The following is a 20,517-nucleotide window of genomic DNA, read 5'->3' as shown; positions in this document are numbered from 1 at the left end:
TCAGGCTCCCAACTTCACGACCGGAAATGAAAGCTGCTTCAGCTTCCCGTCAAATTCAAAACCGTATTCATCCGAAACAACCTTAAGCACACGCTCCGCGATGACAAGCAGCTTGTCCGCCGCCGCCTTATCAATCGGCTTCGGAATCATTCCATGCTCGAACTCGCATCCGTTGCGCACATTCATAAGCTTGCGCAAATCCTGAATCGAATGCTTCAGCTTTCCGAACAGCCGCCCGTTCTTGGCGCAAAGCAGCATGAATCTCTGCGCAAATCCGGGCATGAGAAGCAGCGGCATTTCGGTGTATTTATCCTCGAAAATCTCTCTGCCTGCGGAATGAAACAAATCCAGTTCGCCCGTATCCAAGCAAGATTCGGGTATTTTGGAGGGGTTCAATCCGTGACCCAGGAGCAGAGCAAATCCAAACGCCCTTTCCAGTGAGGAATATGCGAGTAGCACGGACGACGAATAACCGCCGGCGGCGAACGCTCTTTTGGCCGAAGCGAAGTGGTTTGCGCAGACAAGGCCCGCATCCTCGGCGGAATAACCAGTGAAATCGGGGGATTGGGACTGAAGGGTTTCGAGTCTTACAAGCGCCTCGATATGCGCCGTAATCCCGTCGTAAATCCTTCTTGCCCAGACCCATCCATCCTCCGGCCCGTATTTTTCAACGGCGGAGCGTAGCTTTTGCAGATGCCCGCGCGCCTCTTTGAATTCAAACCGGTTCCAGGCGCCGTATCCCGCGCACATCGCGCCGAGCGCCGCGCCGAGGTGCTCGAAGTGGCTTTTATCCTTAAACTCCGAAGCGGCCCTGGACGCCAGATCGAACTGACAGGCGTTGAAGCTGTACTCGATTTTCCTCAATTCAAGCGTTCCGAATTCAATCAAGGGGTTCGTTACGAGGCGCGGATACTCGGTGCCGGCCAATGGCATGCGCAATGCCGCGTCATATTCGGCGTAGTCCACGTACACTATCAGCGCGCCCATCAGGAAAGCCGCCAGCGCGGCCGCCAACGACATCGTCTTTTTGCCGCCCGTCGGATCCACCACAATCCGCCCGGGCGAAACCTCGTTTTCCCTGCAGAAATCATTTACGGCGCGGTAAATGCCGCGTTCTTCCGGAGGACGCACTTTGACCACTTCGAGCCTGTTTCGGGAAAGCCCCGAAACGCGCGAGATGACATCAATCACGTCTTCGCCGGCGACTTTCACGGCCAGAGATTCGGCGGTTCCGATTATTAAATGCTTATCGGGATTGAACTTCGCCGCGAGAAGAGCCGCGGGCTGCCATGACAGTCCGAGTACGCTGACAAGATGCTTGACCTTGGGAAAGTCGCCCACATGGCCGTCAACTGGAAGCCTGGAGAAGAGCCTTGCAAATTTCGGGCCGAATTCACGCGCGTATATGACGTCCTTTTCATGCCTGTCGGCATCCGACCAGCGCGCCCTGACCTCGTCGAGGCCCGCATTCAGCACCGCGATTTTAGGCTTCTCCAATTCCTCTTCCCCGGAGCGGTGAAAGCTCCCTTCAAAAACTATGGAAAATGCCGCTGAATTCTCTCATCGGCATTATACAAGCTTCTGTTTATAAGCCCGCCAACACAAATCTGATTTTCAAACTGCAAAAGACGATAGCGCCGGACTTTGAATATTGACCTTTGCAGCCTCCCATAGGCGAAGCCCGCCCCGTATGGTGCGGATTATCCATGTTTTCCGGCATTTGTCAAGGCTTCGCGGTTTGCATTCAAAAACAAAAGCAATATTGCAGCCGAAAGCAGTTTCCGGCCGCCTGAGCATGATCGCGCCCGCTATTGCCGTCCACCGTCCGCGCCGCCGTCTTGCGGCTCCCGCACGAACAGCGGTGTCGCGGTGTAAATCGCCGTGTCCAGAACCAGTACGCCGGCAAGCGCGGCGAAAACCTTTTTCAAATCGAGAAATGCGAACCAGGACGCCGCCGCGAACAGAATCATCAGGACGACGTCCGCGATAATGCCTATTTTATCCGCGCCGTCGAGCCCGCCTAGTACGGAGATTGCAGAGCCTAAATCTTTCCTGTGCTTAAAGTATTTGCACGTGAAACGGACGCTGATCGAGATATGCAATATCAAGATGGCCGCCATTAAGTAGTACAAGAGCAGCTCCTCCGGAAATCAAATAAGGATGCAGCCGGGGATATGGAGTAATCCTGCTGGGCAAAAGTGGAAAAGCTCCCGCGCGATGCCGTAGGGGCGCACTGCATGCGCCCGATGCGGGATTAGCATCGGCTTCAATCCCCAACAAAAGGTGAGACGCTCCCGCGCGACGCCCCTCACATACGGAAACGCCGTAGGGGCGCACTGCGTGCGCCCGATGCGGGATTAGCATCGGCTTCAAACCCCAACAAAAGGTGAGACGCTCCCGCGCGACCGAGGAATGGGTGCTCCATTTTATAAGAACGCTGCCTCAGACCGAGCAGTTTCAAACCCCTAAAGGGGAGAAGGTCGCGCGCGAGCGACGAAGACCCGGACGTCGCGATCCGCGAAGTCATCGACGCTTACGCGTTTCAAACCCCTAAAGGGGAGAAGGTCGCGCGCGACATCCGGAAGAGCCAGACATGGTTTTCTCGGAGATGGTCCATGGGTTTCAAACCCCTAAAGGGGAGAAGGTCGCGCGCGACTCTGTATTTTGTTCGCGGTATTCGCCACCACGGGTATTCTCGCGTTTCAAACCCCTAAAGGGGAGAAGGTCGCGCGCGACCGGCCGAAAAGCGCGGCGGCTCCGGCAAGGACAAATACGCCTGTTTCAAACCCCTAAAGGGGAGAAGGTCGCGCGCGACGTCACCAAGACCGCTGCCGACGTCGCCGGAATGCCACTGGAAGCAGTGTTTCAAACCCCTAAAGGGGAGAAGGTCGCGCGCGACCCTGCTCTGCAAGCGCGCTGCCGGAGATTTTCACGCGGGTAAACGGTTTCAAACCCCTAAAGGGGGGAAGGTCGCGCGCGACACGTAAATATAGACGCTACCGATGAGGAGTTTGATGCTCTAGCTGTAGCGTTTCAAACCCCTAAAGGGGAGAAGGCCGCGCGCGACCAGCAAAACTGAATCTACGTATAAACACCTCGCGACCACTGCTGTTTCAAACCCCTAAAGGGGAGAAGGCCGCGCGCGACACAAGTTAAATATGAAAACAACCGTTTCCACTTTACATTAATTTCTGGGTTTCAAACCCCTAAAGGGGAGAAGGCCGCGCGCGACCAACGTAACTAGCCGGCGCGCCGGCGTACTGGCGCACCTGTTCGTTTCAAACCCCTAAAGGGGAGAAGGCCGCGCGCGACTCTTATCACAAATTCCGCAAAACCGCCCGATTTGTGCTAACTGTTTCAAACCCCTAAAGGGGAGAAGGTCGCGCGCGACAGGTAACGATCAAGTGGATAGACGGACTTGTGTCCCGCCGCTGTTTCAAACCCCTAAAGGGGAGAAGGTCGCGCGCGACAAGTCGTGCGAAAAAATTGGGCCAAATTACGCCCATGAGACGCGTTTCAAACCCCTAAAGGGGAGAAGGTCGCGCGCGACTGGCCTGGAGGCTGGGAGTCCGAGGATAGGGCTGCCAGAAGTTTCAAACCCCTAAAGGGGAGAAGGTCGCGCGCGACTTGGCCTACGATTACTCGCTGACCCTTGCGTTCCAGATTTTCTACGCGTTTCAAACCCCTAAAGGGGAGAAGGTCGCGCGCGACATGCAGACGTGAAAGAGGTGGTTACACTCGGCAAGGCACTGAAGTTTTCAGTTTCAAACCCCTAAAGGGGAGAAGGTCGCGCGCGACCAACGGCAGGATGCTGTGACATCATTAGCTCAAGATGTTCTTGTGCGTTTCAAACCCCTAAAGGGGAGAAGGTCGCGCGCGACGAAGGTGTCGCGCGCCAGGATTTATGCCCTGGGGAAAAAGGGCATAGTTTCAAACCCCTAAAGGGGAGAAGGTCGCGCGCGACCGCCTCCCGTCTCGCCTCCGGGAACCCGTCCGCCCTCCCTCGTTCCGTTTCAAACCCCTAAAGGGGAGAAGGTCGCGCGCGACGGAGGTTGATAACCACCCGCTATTCCACCGCCTATCCTGTCAAGGTTTCAAACCCCTAAAGGGGAGAAGGTCGCGCGCGACTTTCGCGCGGCACCCACTTTCCGGCAAGTTTGCCGAATTTGCGAATATGTTTCAAACCCCTAAAGGGGAGAAGGTCGCGCGCGACTGATGTAGTTGTTGCGGCCCCAAGCGCTAAGCCCGGTCTAGGAGGGTTTCAAACCCCTAAAGGGGAGAAGGTCGCGCGCGACTGCGCACGCCTGCATTCACGGACTGCTACGGTATCAGCTAGCACAAAGTTTCAAACCCCTAAAGGGGAGAAGGTCGCGCGCGACAGAGGTTCAACAAGCGCAAGGCGAAATCGGACACGTATTGCCTTGGTTTCAAACCCCTAAAGGGGAGAAGGTCGCGCGCGACTGCTCTACAAAGAGCATGACGTACGACGAGCCATGGCAGGAGAAAAGTTTCAAACCCCTAAAGGGGAGAAGGTCGCGCGCGACCTGAAGGAGAAGGACCACCTTCAGGGAGAGGTGCGCTGGGCGTTTCAAACCCCTAAAGGGGAGAAGGTCGCGCGCGACGTCCAGTAACGCCTACCAGTCCTATCTGGATTACCTGAAGGCCGGATGGAGTTTCAAACCCCTAAAGGGGAGAAGGTCGCGCGCGACCTGATGGCGTAGACACAATTGCGCTGCAGTATGGCTTCATGCGGTTTCAAACCCCTAAAGGGGAGAAGGTCGCGCGCGACCTATCTGAGGTCCGCACACCATTTACTGGAGAAGCGACTTAGGAGTTTCAAACCCCTAAAGGGGAGAAGGTCGCGCGCGACGAGACCGGGCAAATCGTCGAGGCCCTAAAGACCATTGCCGACATTTCATGTTTCAAACCCCTAAAGGGGAGAAGGTCGCGCGCGACGGACGGCTCTTGGTGCGACGATAGCGGCAATAATCGGCGGATTCGGTTTCAAACCCCTAAAGGGGAGAAGGTCGCGCGCGACCTACCCCGAGGTGGTCGGGAGCTACGACGCCTGGGGAGAGACGTTGTAGTTTCAAACCCCTAAAGGGGAGAAGGTCGCGCGCGACTAACCACCCGGAGCGTTGTCAGTCAACTATACCCGGGTCGCAGCGTTTCAAACCCCTAAAGGGGAGAAGGTCGCGCGCGACCTACAGGTGCTTTACGGCGAACGCTTATCAGTTACGGAGAAAATAAAGTTTCAAACCCCTAAAGGGGAGAAGGTCGCGCGCGACTCGGTACAGCCTACTGGGTGGCTGAGGCGAACGCAATTACGTTTCAAACCCCTAAAGGGGAGAAGGTCGCGCGCGACTTACCCTTCCGGCGGGCCAGTTCCGATGCGGTTTTCCGGCCGCCTTCCAAGTAACCTCCAAAATTCAGACCCCAGAAGGGGAGTTGGGAGTGCCCGAAAGCAGCTCCGGAATCGCCGGAAATCAAGCATTCATGCGGCCTCCGGCCCGATCCAAGTAACCTCCCGGCCTTTTGGAGGTTTCCGAGGTTACTTGCGGCTTGAATGTAGCACGGTTTTAAGGAAGCTGTCAACAACCCCGGCAATCGCCGCGTCGTTGGAAACCGGCGGATTCGTTCCAGGCATCACTTCCTTTTGCCGCGCCTCCCACTTTTTAAGCACCTTGTGAAAAGCGGCGCGATTCAGCCGCAGACCTTCCGGCGTGTTTTCGAAGTCGTTTTCCGGATTGACTTCCCTGCGGTTGAACGCGGACAAAACGAACCGATCGCAAAGCGCAGGACGCAGCGGCTCCATCAAATCGAGTGCGAGAGAGGGGCGGCCGGGGCGATCCGCGTGCATAAACCCGGCGTCCGGATCGAGACCCGCGGCATCCAGCCTTGCGGTCAACTCGGACACCACAAGGGAATAGGCAAGATTCAATAGGGCGTTGACTGGATCCGCCGCGCCGCGTCCGGTCCTGCCCGGCCATTCCACAGAGCCAAGCATGGGGCCGAACGCGCGGAAGTAGGACGCGGCGGCGGCTCCTTCAATTCCGTTAAGCTCCGGAATTCCTGGGGCGGAATCCGAATTGGGCAATGCCTCCGACAGGACTTCGCGCGCGGCTGCAACTTCGGGGGGCTCGGGCTGGAGGTTGCTGGAATAATCCTCGACGACGGCAAGCGAGGCTTCGAGTTTCGCCCGAACCGTCGAGCGCGCCAGGGCAAGGCACGCATTCGAATTTTCCAAAAGCGCATACTGGCGCCGGAAACGGCGCTCCGTCCCCGCGGGCAAAATCCGCGCTTTGAGCCTGCTTCCGCTTTCGGTAAGGAACGAAACCGGAATGCCTTTCCGGACGCACAGCGTAATTGCGGGAGTGGTGATCTCGATGCCGCCGAACAGAAGGATGCCGTCGCACCGCACCGTTTCGATTTCGCCGATTTCCTTCCCTTCTATGGAGACAAGAAGGCGTTCGGATTCGGCGGACAATTTCGCTCCCTGCGTCGAAATGTAAGCAATCATTGCGTTTGCCTGCGGATGAAAATTAAAGCGCGGCATCTAAAATACAAGAACATCCGGGTCAACCTCCTCGGGGGGCTTATCCGACGGCTTTGCAATTATGTCCGTCTTGGCCAGACAGTCGCGGCAAATCATCCAGCAGACAATCGCGTTGGCGTCCTCGTCCGCGATTTCCGAAAGCCGTTCGCGCATCGCGGCGTATTCCGCATCCGATAGCGAAACCTCGAATACGCTGTACTGCCGGCGCGCGCCGTAGTCCTCAAGAATCGAAGCAACCTTGGTCCGCTTCGCATCGGAGGAAATGTCGTAAGCGACTATGTAGTGCGTCCGCTCGCCGGGCATTATCGAAGCTTACCGTTTATATCCCTGCAAATGGCCTCAAGCTCCGCATTGATCAGGTCGTCGCGGGTAAAGGAAAGTATGGCCTTGCTTGTTTTCCCCCCGCCGGAGAGAAAAAGTACTACGCCGCTTACACCTTTGCCGCCCTTTTTGACAGAACTTATTTTCGCATGGCTCTTGAATTCGCCTTCGGGATGGCGGTAATATACAACTACGCGTGTAATGTATCGGCATTTGGCAAGCAGGCGGTTGATCATCTTGTCCGCTTCGGGATGCCTTCCCTTGCCGTAGCTTCCATCCTCCCAAATCACCACGGCTTCTCCGGTTCTGTCGGGCGGCAGGGATACTTCAAGCCCGAACCTCTGCTTCATCGCGCGGTGGAACACGCCGCCGGTGATTGTCAATGAAGCGCAATGCTTGCCCTCCACTTTCGCGACGTCAACAAGCGGACCCATCTGCTTGCGGATGGCGGCAAGCCAGTCCGGGATTTCATCGAACGCCAGCATCGAATCGGATGCGAGTGTTTCCAGCCCAAGGGAGTGGGTTTTCCAAAGCTCGTAATCAATCGAAACGGGCAAGGGCACGAGACGCTCGACCGAGTTGAACAGCTCGTACTTGTAAAGCACGGGCATGTCCAAAACCTGGGCCAAAAGCGTTGCGACGGCAATCTGGGCTTTGAAACCGCCGGTCGCGTCTACGGCGATGCCCATCCCCGCGCTCCGGACTTCCTCCCAGCGCCGGCAGATTATGTCCGCCAAGCTGGCGAGACCCTCCGTTATGAAGCGCCGGCCGTCTTCAGGAACCAGTCCCCTTACCACGTGTACAGCCGTGCTGAATTTCAGTGTTTCCGAGATGCAGGCGGGATTCCTTTTCACGTGCTCGGCAAGAACGTCACCAACAAGCTTTCCGTTGTCAGTGTCGCTCACGAGAAATTCTATTCGGGAAAGCTCGGTGAAATCCCTTAGCCTCCGACTGGATGCATCTCTGGCAATAAGCGCTATCGAATTCAGCTCCGCGCCGCATTCCTTGTCAAGCGCGTTGCGCTCCGCAAGGTAGTCAAGTATATCGGCGCGGCGGTGCGCGGCAAACTCGATACCGGCGGCCTTAAGGTAACCGCCAATCGAAGTTCCCACAGTGCAAAGCAAAGTGTTAATTTGGCTTCCGCTGTAATCGTACATTAAATTCCTCCAGTGAAAAATCCAACGATTAAGATAACATTCCCCCGTTGTTGGTACCGGGGCGAATGTGTTAAATCCACCAAGTTGGCCGCGCTCCCGGCAAAGGCCAATGGGGCAAAATACGCCGACTAGCTGTGCGGCCTTTTGTTATTGCAATGCAAACGCCGTGATTCGATCCTTTCTTTCACCTCCTTAAAACATGAGTACCGGTTCCGATCCAGGCAGCCCCCACGCAACCTGCCGCTGAAGCTCTCCGCAAACGCGTTTTCCACCGGCCTTCCCGGACGGATGAAACCGAGGGTCATCCTTGTTCCCCTTTGCCCATTCACACATCGCCTTGGACGTGAACTTCGTCCCGTTGTCGCACGCAATCACCGCGGGCAACGGACGATCCGAGCCGGGCGGTTATGACCATCTTTTCCCGTCGCCGTCGGCGCCGCGCCGCGCCCGGCTCATGCGTGCGGCAGAATCACGATTTTGCCGAATCCCGCGCCGTCCTTTATCGCCCGCCAGGCCTTCGGCGCGTCGTCCAGTGCGAACCGCTGGCCGACGACCGGCTTGACCTTTTTCGCGGCAACGAATTCAAGCAGGCTCGCCTCCGCTTTTTCCAAAAGCTGCGGAGTTTCACGAAGGGTCATCATCGTAAATCCCAGCACCCCTGTGGCTTTGGATATGAGCGAAGCGAAGTCTATCTGCGGCGGGGTGCGGCCCACCGCGCCGTAAACCACGACCCTGCCCAGCGGCTTCAAGCATTTCATCAATTGCGCGGTGGTCTCGCCCCCGACCGCGTCGAAAGCGCCGTCCGCACCGCCGAGCCCCGCGACCGCCGCGGCGAGATCTTCCTTGGATGTTACAACAACGCGGTCAGCGCCAAGCTCGGATATCCGCTCGGCTTTCTCCTCGGAGCGCGTCGTTGCGATGACGTAAAGCCGCATTGCTTTCGCCATTTGCACCGCGATGTGCCCCACGCCGCCGCTTGCCGCGGTGATTACGACGGTCTGGCCTTCCTGCAAACCGAGCAAATGGATAAGCCCGCCCCATGCGGTCAGCCCGGCCAGCCAGAACCCCCCCGATTCCTCGTCCGTGAATTCTTCCGGCGTGCGGATGAGATCGTCCTCGCCGCAAACGACGTACTGCGAAAACGCGCCCGCGACGCGCCCGAAACCGACGCTGCCCTGGCGGAAGGTGACGCGTTCTCCGGTCACCCACTTTCCGACCCCCATGCCGATCGCCTCGACCACACCCGCGCCTTCGAATCCGGGCGTGTAAGGCAGCGGCGGCTTGCGGAAGTAATATCCGGCGCAGATGAGAACGTCCACGGGATTCAGTCCGGCGGCGGCGACCTTGACAAGCACCTTGCCGGGGCCGGGAGCGGGCACGGGGGAGTCCGCGACGGTCATCGCGGTTTCGTTGCCCAGGTTTTCGAAAACGATTGATTTCATCGCCGACGGCGCGAGGCCGCGGCAATTTTACCAGACCTGCGTCCGGAATTCAGCCCCCGGCTAGCGGCCGGGAATCAGCTTGTCCAGATTGCCCAGAGCTTCCTTCGAAACGAGCCTGTCGAAGGTGACCGATCGAAGGGTGTCTTTCATACCCTTGTCCACCTTGCACCAAACGTTGTGAGCGGCGCACAACCCCAACAGGCGGCAATCGGCGGGATCCTGCAGGCAGGGAACGATTTCGATCGGACCGTTTATGGCTTCCACGACGTAAAGCAGGTTTATGCTGGAAGCTTTCTTGATGAGCTTGTAGCCGCCGTACGGACCGCGTATGCTTTTGATCAGCCCCAGGTTTTTGAGGTCGCGCAGAACCTGCTCCAGAAACCTGTACGGCACGTCCGATTTCTCGGCGATTTCCCTCGCGGGCACCGGATTGTCTTGCGCGGCCGCCAGCAGGATGAGAACCCTGACTGCGTAATCCGTTTTGCGCGTGATGTTTATCTTGCATCCCTCCGTCGAGGATAATGCGGGGCGGCGCCGCCGCGTCCGCGAGTCTGATTTATACTATTCCGATAGTGATTGTCAACAATCGCGGCGCATCCGGGGTATTTCGCGCTCGAAACCGGAGTTTGATACGAAACATTCAACCGGGTGGTTTCCTTGAAGCGGATGTATAATTTCATTGCGTCCGGCAAATCGCGCGGCTGCAAAAGGGGAAATTCCATGAAATCCGCATTCAGACTGCTTTTGGCAATAACGCTGGCGCTTGCCTGCTGTGGCCCGCTTTGCGCGCAGGAGCAGGAAAAGCTGCGCATCGTCGTGATGAACTTCGAAAACGTCCAGGCCAAAGAAGAGCTCAACTGGCTCTCCTTCGGAATCGCCGAAAGCCTGACTACCAAACTGGCGAAAGTCAAAAGCATCGTCGTGGTGGAGCGCGCGCAGCTTGCCAAGATACTGGGCGAGCAGCGCCTGCAGCAAAGCGGCTTCGTGGATACTACCGAGGCGGTCGAAGCGGGTAAGTTGATCGGCGCGAAGAGCATGGTGGTCGGAAGCTTCCAGGTAAGCCAGGACAAGCTGCTCGTGAGCTGCAGGCTGGTCAACGTCGAGTCCGGCGAAATCGAGGCGCCGTTCGAGGTGGAGGAAGCGAAGGACAACGTGAGCGTCCTTTACGCCAACCTGGCGACCCAAATTATCGGCGAAGTGAACAAGACCGGCGCCGCGTCCATCACGCTTGACTCGCAGGAAACCCAGGCCATCGAAAAGCAGGAATGGAAAAACTGGGATTGCTACAAGGAAATCCAGCTGTCCAACATCATCCTGTTCGGCAGCGAAGAAGGCGCGGGCTTCGCACGCGAGTACATTTCGCCGGAAGACCTGGAAACCGCGATGGGACACGTCGAAAACGCGCTATCGATAGAGCCGGGCAACGCGCACGCGTATTTCAACCGCGGCCTGATTCAAACATACCGTTTCAAATGGAACGAAGCACGGCAGGATCTGGAAAAAGCGGTATCGCTGGAGCCGTCGTTCGACCGCGCGGTGTTTTCGCTGGGCGTGCTCGATTTCATGAATTTCAAATTCGATGACGCGAAGCGCAATTTCGAAAAATCTCTGCAGATAAATCCCAATTTCGCCGAGGCGCGGTTCGGGATGGCGTATATCGAGTTCGTGCGCGGCAGGTACGATGAGGCCGAGCGCCTGTTCAAGGAAGCAATCGAAAAGTCCGACCAGAACAGCGTCAAGGTTTCATGCTACGTCGGCCTGGCGAGGCATGCCTACTTGATGGGCAGGCTCGACGACGCCCTTTCTTATTGCGACAAGGCCGCGCAGCTCGCGCCGTACGACGCGCAGCCGCTGTTCGCGCGCTCGGAGGCGCTCGAAATGTTCGGACGCTACGACGACGCGCTCGCCGAAGCCAAAAAGGGGCTGGACAAGAATCCCGGCAACACAGGAAGCCAGCTCGCCTACGCGCTTTCGCTAACCCGCGCCGGCCGCGCGGACGAAGGCCTCGCCATCGCGCAAAAAGTCGCGCAGTCCGAGCCGACAAACGCGAACGCGCACCTTCAGCTTGCGACTATTCATATGAGCCGCGGCGAATCGGACGACGCGATTTACGAGTACAAGCGCGCGCTCGAAATCAAACCCGGCGACGTGGTCGCGCTCAACGGATTGGGATATACGTACATCGTGAAGAAGGACTACGCGCAGGCGCTGGACAACTTCAACCGCGCCAAGTCCATCTGGCCGGAAGGGATAGACACGCTCCTCGGCATCGGCCGCACGCACGCAGACCAGCAGAAATGGGACGAGGCGATCAAGTGGTACAAGCAGGCCCAGTCGCTGTCGCCTAAAAACATCAACGTGATGTGCATGCTGGGCGAGGCCTACGCGCTCGCGGGAAAATCGTCCGAAGCGTGGGCGGTTTACAAGCAGGCGGACGTTATCGCGCCCAGCCATCCGCAGGTGCTTTCCGCGGAAGGATATCTTCTGTTCAACGAAGGAAAGTACCCGGAAGCGGAGGCGAAACTCAAGAAGCTGCTGGAAGTTTCTCCGAACGACCGCATCGGCCACAACTTTTACGCCTGGGCGCTTTTCAAGCAGGGCAAAAACGACGACGCGCTGTACCATTTCCGGCGCGCGATCGAGATCGATCCCAAATACGCCGACGCTTACTTCGGCCTCGGCCAGGTTTACCAGGCAAAGGGCGACGCGGCAAAGGCGAAGGAAAACCTGGACAAGGCCGTGCAGCTCGATCCGGCATACGGCCGGGCGGCGCAATCCCAGCCGCAGGCCGGCGCCTCCCCCCCCGCATCGAGCGACCTTGCGTCGGGACTGGCCGCAGCGCAGAATATGATCCTCTCCGGAAATTACGCCGGTGCCGTCCAGATGTTGATTCAGCTCGACGCGATGTACCCCAACACGCCGGAAATTTATCATTTTTCCGGGGCGGCGTACATCCTGGGCGGCGACTTGATAACCGGCTCCAACATTCTGTCGAACGCGGTCAACAAGTGGCCAAGCTACGCTCCGCCGTACTATTGGCTTGGCATCGCGTTCGAAACCGCGGGCGACCTGGAAAGCGCATACGGCTATTACTCGATGTATCTGGAGCTGGCTCCGGACGGGGAGTTCGCGGAAGACGCCGGCGAGCGGATGGAGAACATCGAGGACGCGATGGACGACTACTACGGCGGCGACGATTACGGATACGGGTACTGAAGTTGGCGCAGGATCGCAGTCCAAACTTCAAGGCGGGCCGAGAGCGGCAAATTACGCGATATGCCGGCGGTTCCAGGCGATATCCTGCTGAAAGCACCGGCGGCGAATCAGCTTAGTAATTATCCTTTAAGGCTTCGATAATTCGGGAGCAGTTTGGACGGCTGTTCGTCCAATACCGCAATGATTCAAAATCCGTAACAGCGATAATTTTCGACCGACGTACTGTTACAATTCCGCGCGGCGGGTCTCCGCCGGAGGAACCTTGGATGAGGGAACCGGGCTGCTTTTCGTTTTTCGCGCTCGCCGCGGTGTTGATTTCGGCTGCGGTGCTTCTGGTTTGCGGAATCGGTGAAATCAATGCGGGCGCGCTTGCAACGCATGCGGCGTGGGGGGCGGAGATGGCGTACTCTCCCGATCCGTTCGCCGAGGCGCTGGGGCAGCTCGGACTGGATTCGTCGGTGCTCGGAATAGACCGCGCGGACCGCGGGATGTTCGGCGGGGACAAGTACCGGCTGCACACGTTCGATGTGCTCTCGGACGATCCCGTGAAAATTCCGCCGTACACGCGCATCGTGCGGGATTCGCTTCTGGCGAACACGAAAGGCTCTATGGATATCCTGTATTCCGCGTCGAGCCAGATCGGAAGGAAGATAAGAATCACTTTGGTCGGCGAGCCGCTGGAGGATTATCTGCCCAAGTGCGAGGGGAAGGACGCTCTGTACGATGCGCTGATGTACATGTGGGATAACATGGGGGGAGGGAAAAGCATCGCGAGGCTGCGGGACAAATCTGAATTCAAGAATCAGTGCGTTGAAATACCGGAAGAGCTTCAATCCGCGGCCGCGATAATCATATACGGAACGGTGAAGGCCGCCGAGTATCGCGAACTCGCATTCGCGGATTTTTCTCCGGAAGAGCGCGAAAATTTATTCGACGCCGCGATGAAATACATAGGCGAGGTGGACAGCGAAACGCCGGATGCGGAAGTCGGGCGGACCGTGGAAGGCGCGGCCGACCGCGTGGACTGGGGATATCTGTATACCGGGTTGATGTACGTTTCGCATGCGGTAGATCTGGCATACGCGAAGCTGAAAAACGGCAATGTCAAGCTGCATGGAAACAGCGTCCGGCTGCCTTCGCCGCTAGGAGAAATAATATTCGGAAGCGTCGGGATAGATGAATATTCCGGCTCAAGTCCGTTTCTGGTTGTCGAAACCGGAGGCGACGACAATTATTCGAGCGGCGCAAGGACGGATAACGCGGATAACTGGGCGGGCATCATTCTCGACATGGCCGGTGACGACAGTTACACGGAATCAGGCGCACTGACTCCTGCCGAGGGGGCGGGTGTGCTCGGCTATGGAATCGTGATTGACTTTTCCGGAAACGACAAATATTCCGCGAAAGCGGTTTCGCAGGGCGCGGGGCTGTTCGGCGGCGGCGCGCTTATTGATCTTGCAGGCAACGATTACTACGAGTCGGTCGTCGGCAGCCAGGCGGCGGGGCATTTCGGAGCCGGCGCGCTGTGGGATGCGGGCGGCGACGACGTTTACTACAGCTACCAGACGAGCCAGGGATACGGATGGACGCTGGGGTGCGGAATCCTTCTGGACAACTCCGGGAACGACGAATACATCGCGGAGGACGCGGACATAAAGTTCCCCAGCGCGCAGAGCGACAAGCACAACAGCTCGCTCTGTCAGGGATTCGGGTTCGGCAAAAGGGCGGACATAACCGACGGCCATTCGATGGCGGGCGGCGTCGGGATTCTTGTGGATGGCGCGGGCGACGACAAGTATTCGTGCGGGGTGTTCGGCCAGGGCGCGGCGTACTGGTACGGCGTGGGGATTCTGGCGGACGTTTCGGGGAACGACAGCTACTTCGGCCAGTGGTACGTGCAGGCGAGCTGCGCGCACTTCGGAGTCGGGATTCTGGACGACGCCGCGGGCGACGACAGGTACACGGCGAAGATGAACATGGCGCAGGGCGCCGGCCACGATTTCAGCGTCGGATTTTTGTTCGAGGAAGGCGGGAACGACGTTTACGAAGCGCCGAACCTGTCGCTGGGCGGCGGGAACGCACAAGGTACCGGAATTTTCTGGGACGTCAAAGGCGACGACGAATACCGGACTTCGGGAGTGACGCTGGGGCAGGGGAACGGCGGGCCGCGCGGCTCGCTGCGCGACCTGATGCGGACGATCGGGCTGTTTCTCGACACCGGCGGGGATGACACCTACCCGGGAACGCTTGATTTCGCCGGGAACAATGCCAAGTGGACCCGTCCCGGGCCGGACACCGCAAATCCGATCCGCTTCGAAATAGGCTGCGGGCTGGATGCGGAAATGCAGGTTATACTCAATTCCGCGACTCGGTGACTGATCGTCCATTTTATTCGCAAACTTGATTGACCGGAACACCTTTAATAATTGCGGGCGATAGGGTACAATAATTCAATCCCGCCGCTGGCGGGGCGGTTTTGTACGCATTCATTTGATTGGGGCAGGTGAGGAATATGCATAACTCGCTTACCGTTTGGCGCGCAGCGGTTGCAATTGCCGTATTTTCCATTGCAATGTATGCGCTCGCGTCTTGCCAGGGGGGCGCAAAGCCTCCGACTGCTCCCGGCGGGGGAGGGCCGGCGCCGAAGGAAAACGCCTGGGTGATAGCCGAAGGAATAGACCAGGTGTTCATCGGTTCGTACGAGCCGAACGTGATGGACATTCCGCACGGATACGTCGCCTTGGATTCGTTCAACCTTGTAAATCAGGCTGGAGGCGATTTCGGCGCTCCGGTCAGGGTGACGATTCAGCTTCAAAATCCGGTCAGTCCCGGAACAGTGGTTTATCTGTACAGGCTCTATCCAAACGGGGTGGTTCTTCCGGTGGCGTCCGGCATTGTCGGTGAAGACGGCCGCACGGTCGTATTCACGCTGGAGCAAGGCGGAATTTACATTATTTTGATTTTGCATTCCCAGCTCGACGACGCCTCGACATTCAAAGCCTGGGCGTTCGCCGATTACGCGCTGGGCCCGGCGCCTCTTGAAGTCAACTTCAACGCGTTCCACGAGCGCGGTATAGAGCCGGTGACTTACCACTGGGATTTCGGCGACGGCGAAACCGCGACGGGCGCTTCGGTTTCCCATACGTTCTTTCCCGTCGGCGATTACAACGTCGTATTGACCGCGACCGACGCGGGCGGAAGAATTTCTGTCTATTCTTCCACCTCGGTGAGCGTGACCACCGGCATCGAACCGCTGGACTTGACGGTTCAGGATCCGCAGCCGACGGGCAATCCGCGGGAATTCCAATTCTTCTCGACGCTGTCGGGCGGGCTTCCTCCTTTCACCTATCACTGGGATTTCGGCGACGGCACCACGTCGGACGAAGAAAATCCGGTTCATCAATACGCGGAGCCGGGAATCTACCGGGTATCGCTCACCGTTTCCGATTCGCTGGGCAACGTCGTGGATCGCTCCGGAAGCATCCACGATCTTCGCGAAGTGATATTGAATGCCAATCCGTTGGCCGGCCCGCGCAATCTTGACGTGGTTTTCAGCGTGACCGTGCAAGGCGACAAGCTATATCCGTCCGAAGTCACGCTTGACTACGGCGACGGAACCATCAACGAGATAAAGCACCTTTACGATCAGCCGTCCTTGGAGGCCTCCGGCGATTACCCGCGCACTTATACAGTCGTATCCGATTACCACGCTGTCCTGACCGCCACCACGATATTTGAAGGAACCGAGTACACCTTGACGGACGAACTCGACATCGTTGTGGGCGCGGCTTTCCCACAGCTGTCTTCGATCACCCCGGGAATGGTTCTGCCCGGAGAAAACGTGGTTATTTCGGGAAGCTATTTCGAAGATGCGATGGGAAGCGGCTCGGTTGCGGTGGGCGCACGCACGGCGACCGTGATTTCCTGGAGCGACACGCAGATTGAAATCGGGATTCCCGCGGATATGGAATTCGGCACGTGGGATGTCGTCGTGACGAACGATTTCGGTCTGGCGTCAAATCCGCTGCCGCTTGTGATTGACGTTCCCACGCCGGTTCTTGAAACGATCTCGCCGGCGTCCGGCGTCGAAGGAGACATGGTCACGTTGACCGGGCTTTATTTCGGCGATGGGACGACCGGACTTCTGTTTTGGAACGGCGTCCAAATTGCGGCGGACACCTGGGCCGATTCGCAAATTACGTTTTTCGTCCCGCCCGGTACGGCGAACGGCGTCGTACACATTGTGAGGGACGGCAAGACGTCCAACGCGTTGCCGTTTACCGTGCTTCCGACACCGCCCGACTGGAGTCCCGGCGGGCCGGTGCAGCTTTAGGAGGATTCGAAAATGAAATACTCATACGCATACTTGATTGCGATTGCGATATTTTCGATGCTGTCGGCCTTGACTTCCTGCGGCAAAGGCGGGACTGTCTTGGAGCCCGGGCCGTCCGGCCCCGGCCTTGCGCCGGGCGAATTAAGGCTGGAAATCCTGCGGGACGAAAGCGGTTTGCCGAGAGGAGTCAGGCTTGACTGGTTTCGTTCGTCACAGCCCGACGTCCGAGGATACAACATCTACAAAAGGCAATCGCCTTTCACTGTCCCTTCGGAAGCCACCAAGGTGAACTCGACCATCGTGTCGGGCGGCTCCGGGCCGCTCGCCCAATACTTCGACTATTTCAGCCCGATGATCGGCCAGACCTACTACTACGGGCTGACCACGGTGGACATCGAAGGCGACGAAAGCGCGCTTTCGACGGTTATGTCCATCACGATCGGAGCTCACCAGGTAACCACGTTCTCGCCCGTCAGGGGCATGCCGGGTTCGACCGTTACGATTTCGGGGATGAACTTCGGCGAGTACAATTCCGCAACCGACAAGGTGTATTTCTGGGGAATCGGCGGAAGCACCGTAAGCTCGGCTGGCCAGCGGCAGCCTTCCGAAACCGTCGTGCAGGGCCAGTTGGAAGCCGAAGTGGTTTCATGGAGCGCATCAACGATCGTGGCAAGAGTGCCGGCGAACACCACAAGCGGACCGATAGGCGTATCCATAAACGGCGTCGTGTCCCAGACTGTCGAAGTGTTCACGTCCAGCGCTCCTTACTTGCTAAGCGTATTGCCCGATCCGGTGAACGAAGGTGAACTCGTGCAGCTGGAGGGCAACAACTTCGGAAATTTCGTGGGAACAAGCACGGTCAGGTTCGGAATTCGCAGCATAGACAACCGCACCGCGGGGCTGTCGTGGTCGAATACTTTGATTTCGTTTCCTGTCCCCTCCGGCCTTGACGGGCTTACCGAGGTGTGGGTAAACGTCACGGGTGCGCCGCAGTCGAACCATGTTTTCACGACGGTCATTCCAAACCTTACACCGACGATTACGAATGTATTTCCGCAGAAGGCGCAGCCGGGAACGGATATTTCGATTTACGGCACAAAGTTTGGAAATACACCTGGAAGCATTGATTTCAACGGCGTGACAATCGACGCGGTCTCCACGGATTTGATTTCCTGGGCCGATACCGAAATTCATGTTTCGCTTCCCGCGGGCGCCGAACATACGGGAACCGTACAGGTTACCAACAGCCAGCCGCTGAGCAGCAATACCTGGTATTACAGGCTCGGTACACCGTCTGACTTTTACAAGTTCCAGCAAAGCCGCTTAATCGCGGGCGAAATGACAGGATTGGGTACGTCCTCGTGCTTCGACGGAACGTTCATCCACACGTTCACGATAGGCGGCAACGCAACCGCGCTTCGATATGACAAAACGGAGCCGGGTGCGGGGTTTGAAACCTATTACCTGTTTCCGGGCAACTATTCCGGCGCGGTCGGATGCGCGTATTCCGGCGGAGCGGTTTGGGTCGCCTTCGCGAGGAACGGAATCATCGAAGTGTCAAGCTCCGCCGACGGCGGTTTCACTTGGGATCCTCCCACGGCTATCACGTCCACGCCAAGCGAAATAGGCTGGGTGTCTGCCTGTACAGACTTCGATGGCCGAATTTACGTCGCCTGGGGAGACATGACCGACAAGGCGGTGTATTTTGCAAGCTTCGACTCCAGCGGCTCGCAGTGGATAGTCGAAACCGTGACGACGACGAATTACGTCGGCGGGCAGGTCGATGTTGCGGTAATCAATTATCCGGAGGGAGCCCCGCCAGAAGGCAGCCCCCCCCCCGCGTTCGGCGACAACGACGCATTCGTGAGCTACACCGATCTTGTGGGCACTTCGGTACGCGTTAGTTCGAACTCAAGCGGAAGCTGGCAGTCAATGGGCACGCCGGGAACCAATTCCGCCGGCGCGCACAGCCTTTTGATGATTTCCTACAACACACCGGCGATCGTTTACCATTTTCAGAACCAGACCTCGCATGCGGCCCGCTTGGTGTTCTGGAACGGCAACGGTTGGACGACTCGTACGTTGTCGAACGTGCCCACCGGCCACTACGACGCGATTTACGACGACGGATTCGTTTATGTTGCAACCGGCGACACCCAGGGCACCGCGCTTCTCTACAGGCACGATTTCTATACGCCTTCAACCACGACGTTTTCGTACGAAGTTCCCGGCACTAACGCGGAGTTTTACTCTTCAATCGTTGTAGATTTGAACGGAAACATCCACAGCACTCACACCGACACCGTTTCCTGGGATTACTACATGGTCGATTGGGACACTTCCGGCGGAGGCGCACACGGTTCGTTCCTTCTTGGTGACGGATATGGCGACTGCGATCTCTTATCCGGCGACGACCAGATAGCAAACGACTTCAACGGCGGCACCGGATTCCTGTTTAAGGACATTACCTTCAACAAGCTTTACTTTGGATTTGAGAGCGGTGGAATAACGCAAATAACGGAGATTGAATCGGGAGGCCCCACTGACTTCCTGTCCGGCGGCCTGGATGCGCAGGGTTCCGTGTATCACATTTTTTATCAAGTGGGTCCGGAACTGATGTACCGCACTTACGACGCGTCGGACGACATACTTAGTCCTTCCGAAATGGTTGGCTCCGGCAGCATAGGCGACGTCGGATTCACGGACATGGCGGTGCTTTCGGGCAGCCCTGAAGGCACGAATGCGAGCTGCCTGTTCGTACATACGTCGGCCACATCAACCATCAATCGAACGCTGAAGCTGGCTTCGTTGCTTCCTGGAGGCGGATGGGATATTCGCGATGTGGATAATTTGGGCGTAACCGCGCCGATTGGAATCGATTTGGTAATCAGGCCCGACGGAGAGCAGTTGACACCGGTATATTACGATCCCGGCTCGTCCGAGGCGCTTTGGTTGGAGTTCACGGGCGGCGTTTGGGTTAAGCATCCGATCAATCTGACGGACGGCATCGGCGAAAATCCCGCCATGGACGGCCTGTCTGTTCAGGGGATGGAAGGAGCGGGCATTTCGCCCGGAGCCGGATTCATAGACATGTTCTACCAGCAAGGAACAAACTGGGTGCAGGACAGGATTTCGACATCCGCGCTTTCCACCTCTCCGTTCGATTATTATTGCGGATACAACGCCATTTTGTCCGGATGGACAAGCTACGCTCCGTTCTTCGACACGGCGTTTTACTGCGCCGTGGGAACCGCTCCCGGTTCGGTTTCCAATGTTCCGCTGAATTTCATCGTAACGCCCACCGGTGTGGATGCGGTTTCCGGCGCAATCGATCTTGAAGGCGGCTTGTCGGCTGTGTACTCCGGCAATTTCGAGCACGGCGTTTACTACGGATTCCGGCGCGTCACTGCCGTGGAATGATTTGAAGCGATGAAAATAACTGACGGCAATCCGGCCCGTGAAAAGGCCGGATTGCCGGTATAGCCTGCAGTT

12 protein-coding genes and 1 CRISPR repeat array are annotated in these 20,517 nt (G+C 57.7%); of the genes, 4 read left to right on the top strand and 8 right to left on the bottom strand.

Going from position 1 to position 20,517, the window contains the following annotated elements:
• From HRF49_09610 to HRF49_09575, 8 genes are all read right to left on the bottom strand, one after another.
• Positions 1–1,497 carry a hypothetical protein gene (locus HRF49_09610; protein ID MEP0814904.1) on the bottom strand — a complete coding sequence of 499 codons (1,497 nt, stop codon included), beginning with the start codon at positions 1,495–1,497 and terminating at the stop codon, positions 1–3.
• A 311-nt stretch (positions 1,498–1,808) separates the two neighbouring features.
• Positions 1,809–2,132: a hypothetical protein gene (locus tag HRF49_09605; GenBank protein MEP0814903.1), complete on the bottom strand. Its 324-nt coding sequence runs from the start codon at positions 2,130–2,132 to the stop codon at positions 1,809–1,811.
• A gap of 322 nt (positions 2,133–2,454) precedes the next feature.
• A CRISPR array of direct repeats spans positions 2,455–5,365; the repeat unit is 37 nt; unit sequence GTTTCAAACCCCTAAAGGGGAGAAGGTCGCGCGCGAC.
• Between the two features lie 186 nt (positions 5,366–5,551).
• Positions 5,552–6,556 carry a CRISPR-associated endonuclease Cas1 gene (cas1, locus tag HRF49_09600; protein ID MEP0814902.1) on the bottom strand — a complete coding sequence of 335 codons (1,005 nt, stop codon included), beginning with the start codon at positions 6,554–6,556 and terminating at the stop codon, positions 5,552–5,554.
• Positions 6,557–6,859, bottom strand: coding sequence for a CRISPR-associated endonuclease Cas2 (gene cas2, locus HRF49_09595; protein ID MEP0814901.1), 303 nt, complete (start codon positions 6,857–6,859; stop codon positions 6,557–6,559).
• Positions 6,859–8,034: a putative CRISPR-associated protein gene (locus HRF49_09590; protein ID MEP0814900.1), complete on the bottom strand. Its 1,176-nt coding sequence runs from the start codon at positions 8,032–8,034 to the stop codon at positions 6,859–6,861. Before HRF49_09590 ends, cas2 begins: the two co-directional genes overlap by 1 nt.
• Before the next feature lie 128 nt (positions 8,035–8,162).
• A complete protein-coding gene (locus tag HRF49_09585) occupies positions 8,163–8,339 on the bottom strand; it encodes a transposase (GenBank protein MEP0814899.1) in 177 nt (58 codons plus the stop codon).
• Between the two features lie 147 nt (positions 8,340–8,486).
• On the bottom strand, positions 8,487–9,476 hold the full coding sequence (locus tag HRF49_09580) for a zinc-binding dehydrogenase (protein ID MEP0814898.1): 990 nt from the start codon (positions 9,474–9,476) through the stop codon (positions 8,487–8,489).
• A gap of 60 nt (positions 9,477–9,536) precedes the next feature.
• Positions 9,537–9,974: an Rrf2 family transcriptional regulator gene (locus HRF49_09575; protein ID MEP0814897.1), complete on the bottom strand. Its 438-nt coding sequence runs from the start codon at positions 9,972–9,974 to the stop codon at positions 9,537–9,539.
• 222 nt (positions 9,975–10,196) lie between these two features.
• On the opposite strand from HRF49_09575, the gene HRF49_09570 reads away from it, so the two are divergent.
• The 4 genes from HRF49_09570 (at position 10,197) to HRF49_09555 (ending at position 20,445) form a co-directional block, all read left to right on the top strand.
• The gene (locus HRF49_09570) at positions 10,197–12,692 is read left to right on the top strand and encodes a tetratricopeptide repeat protein (protein MEP0814896.1); all 2,496 of its coding nucleotides are present in this window, start codon (positions 10,197–10,199) and stop codon (positions 12,690–12,692) included.
• Between the two features lie 266 nt (positions 12,693–12,958).
• Entirely contained in the window at positions 12,959–15,067 is a 2,109-nt protein-coding gene (locus tag HRF49_09565) for a hypothetical protein (protein MEP0814895.1), read from the top strand.
• Between the two features lie 137 nt (positions 15,068–15,204).
• The gene (locus tag HRF49_09560) at positions 15,205–17,025 is read left to right on the top strand and encodes a PKD domain-containing protein (protein MEP0814894.1); all 1,821 of its coding nucleotides are present in this window, start codon (positions 15,205–15,207) and stop codon (positions 17,023–17,025) included.
• 12 nt (positions 17,026–17,037) lie between these two features.
• On the top strand, positions 17,038–20,445 hold the full coding sequence (locus tag HRF49_09555) for an IPT/TIG domain-containing protein (protein MEP0814893.1): 3,408 nt from the start codon (positions 17,038–17,040) through the stop codon (positions 20,443–20,445).
• Positions 20,446–20,517 lie beyond the last annotated feature (72 nt).

This window comes from bacterium (genome assembly GCA_039961635.1).
Classification (GTDB): Bacteria; 4484-113; 4484-113; order JAGGVC01; family JAGGVC01; genus JABRWB01.
Note: the sequence above shows the minus strand (reverse complement) of the source record. Positions and strands in the feature narration are given on the sequence as shown.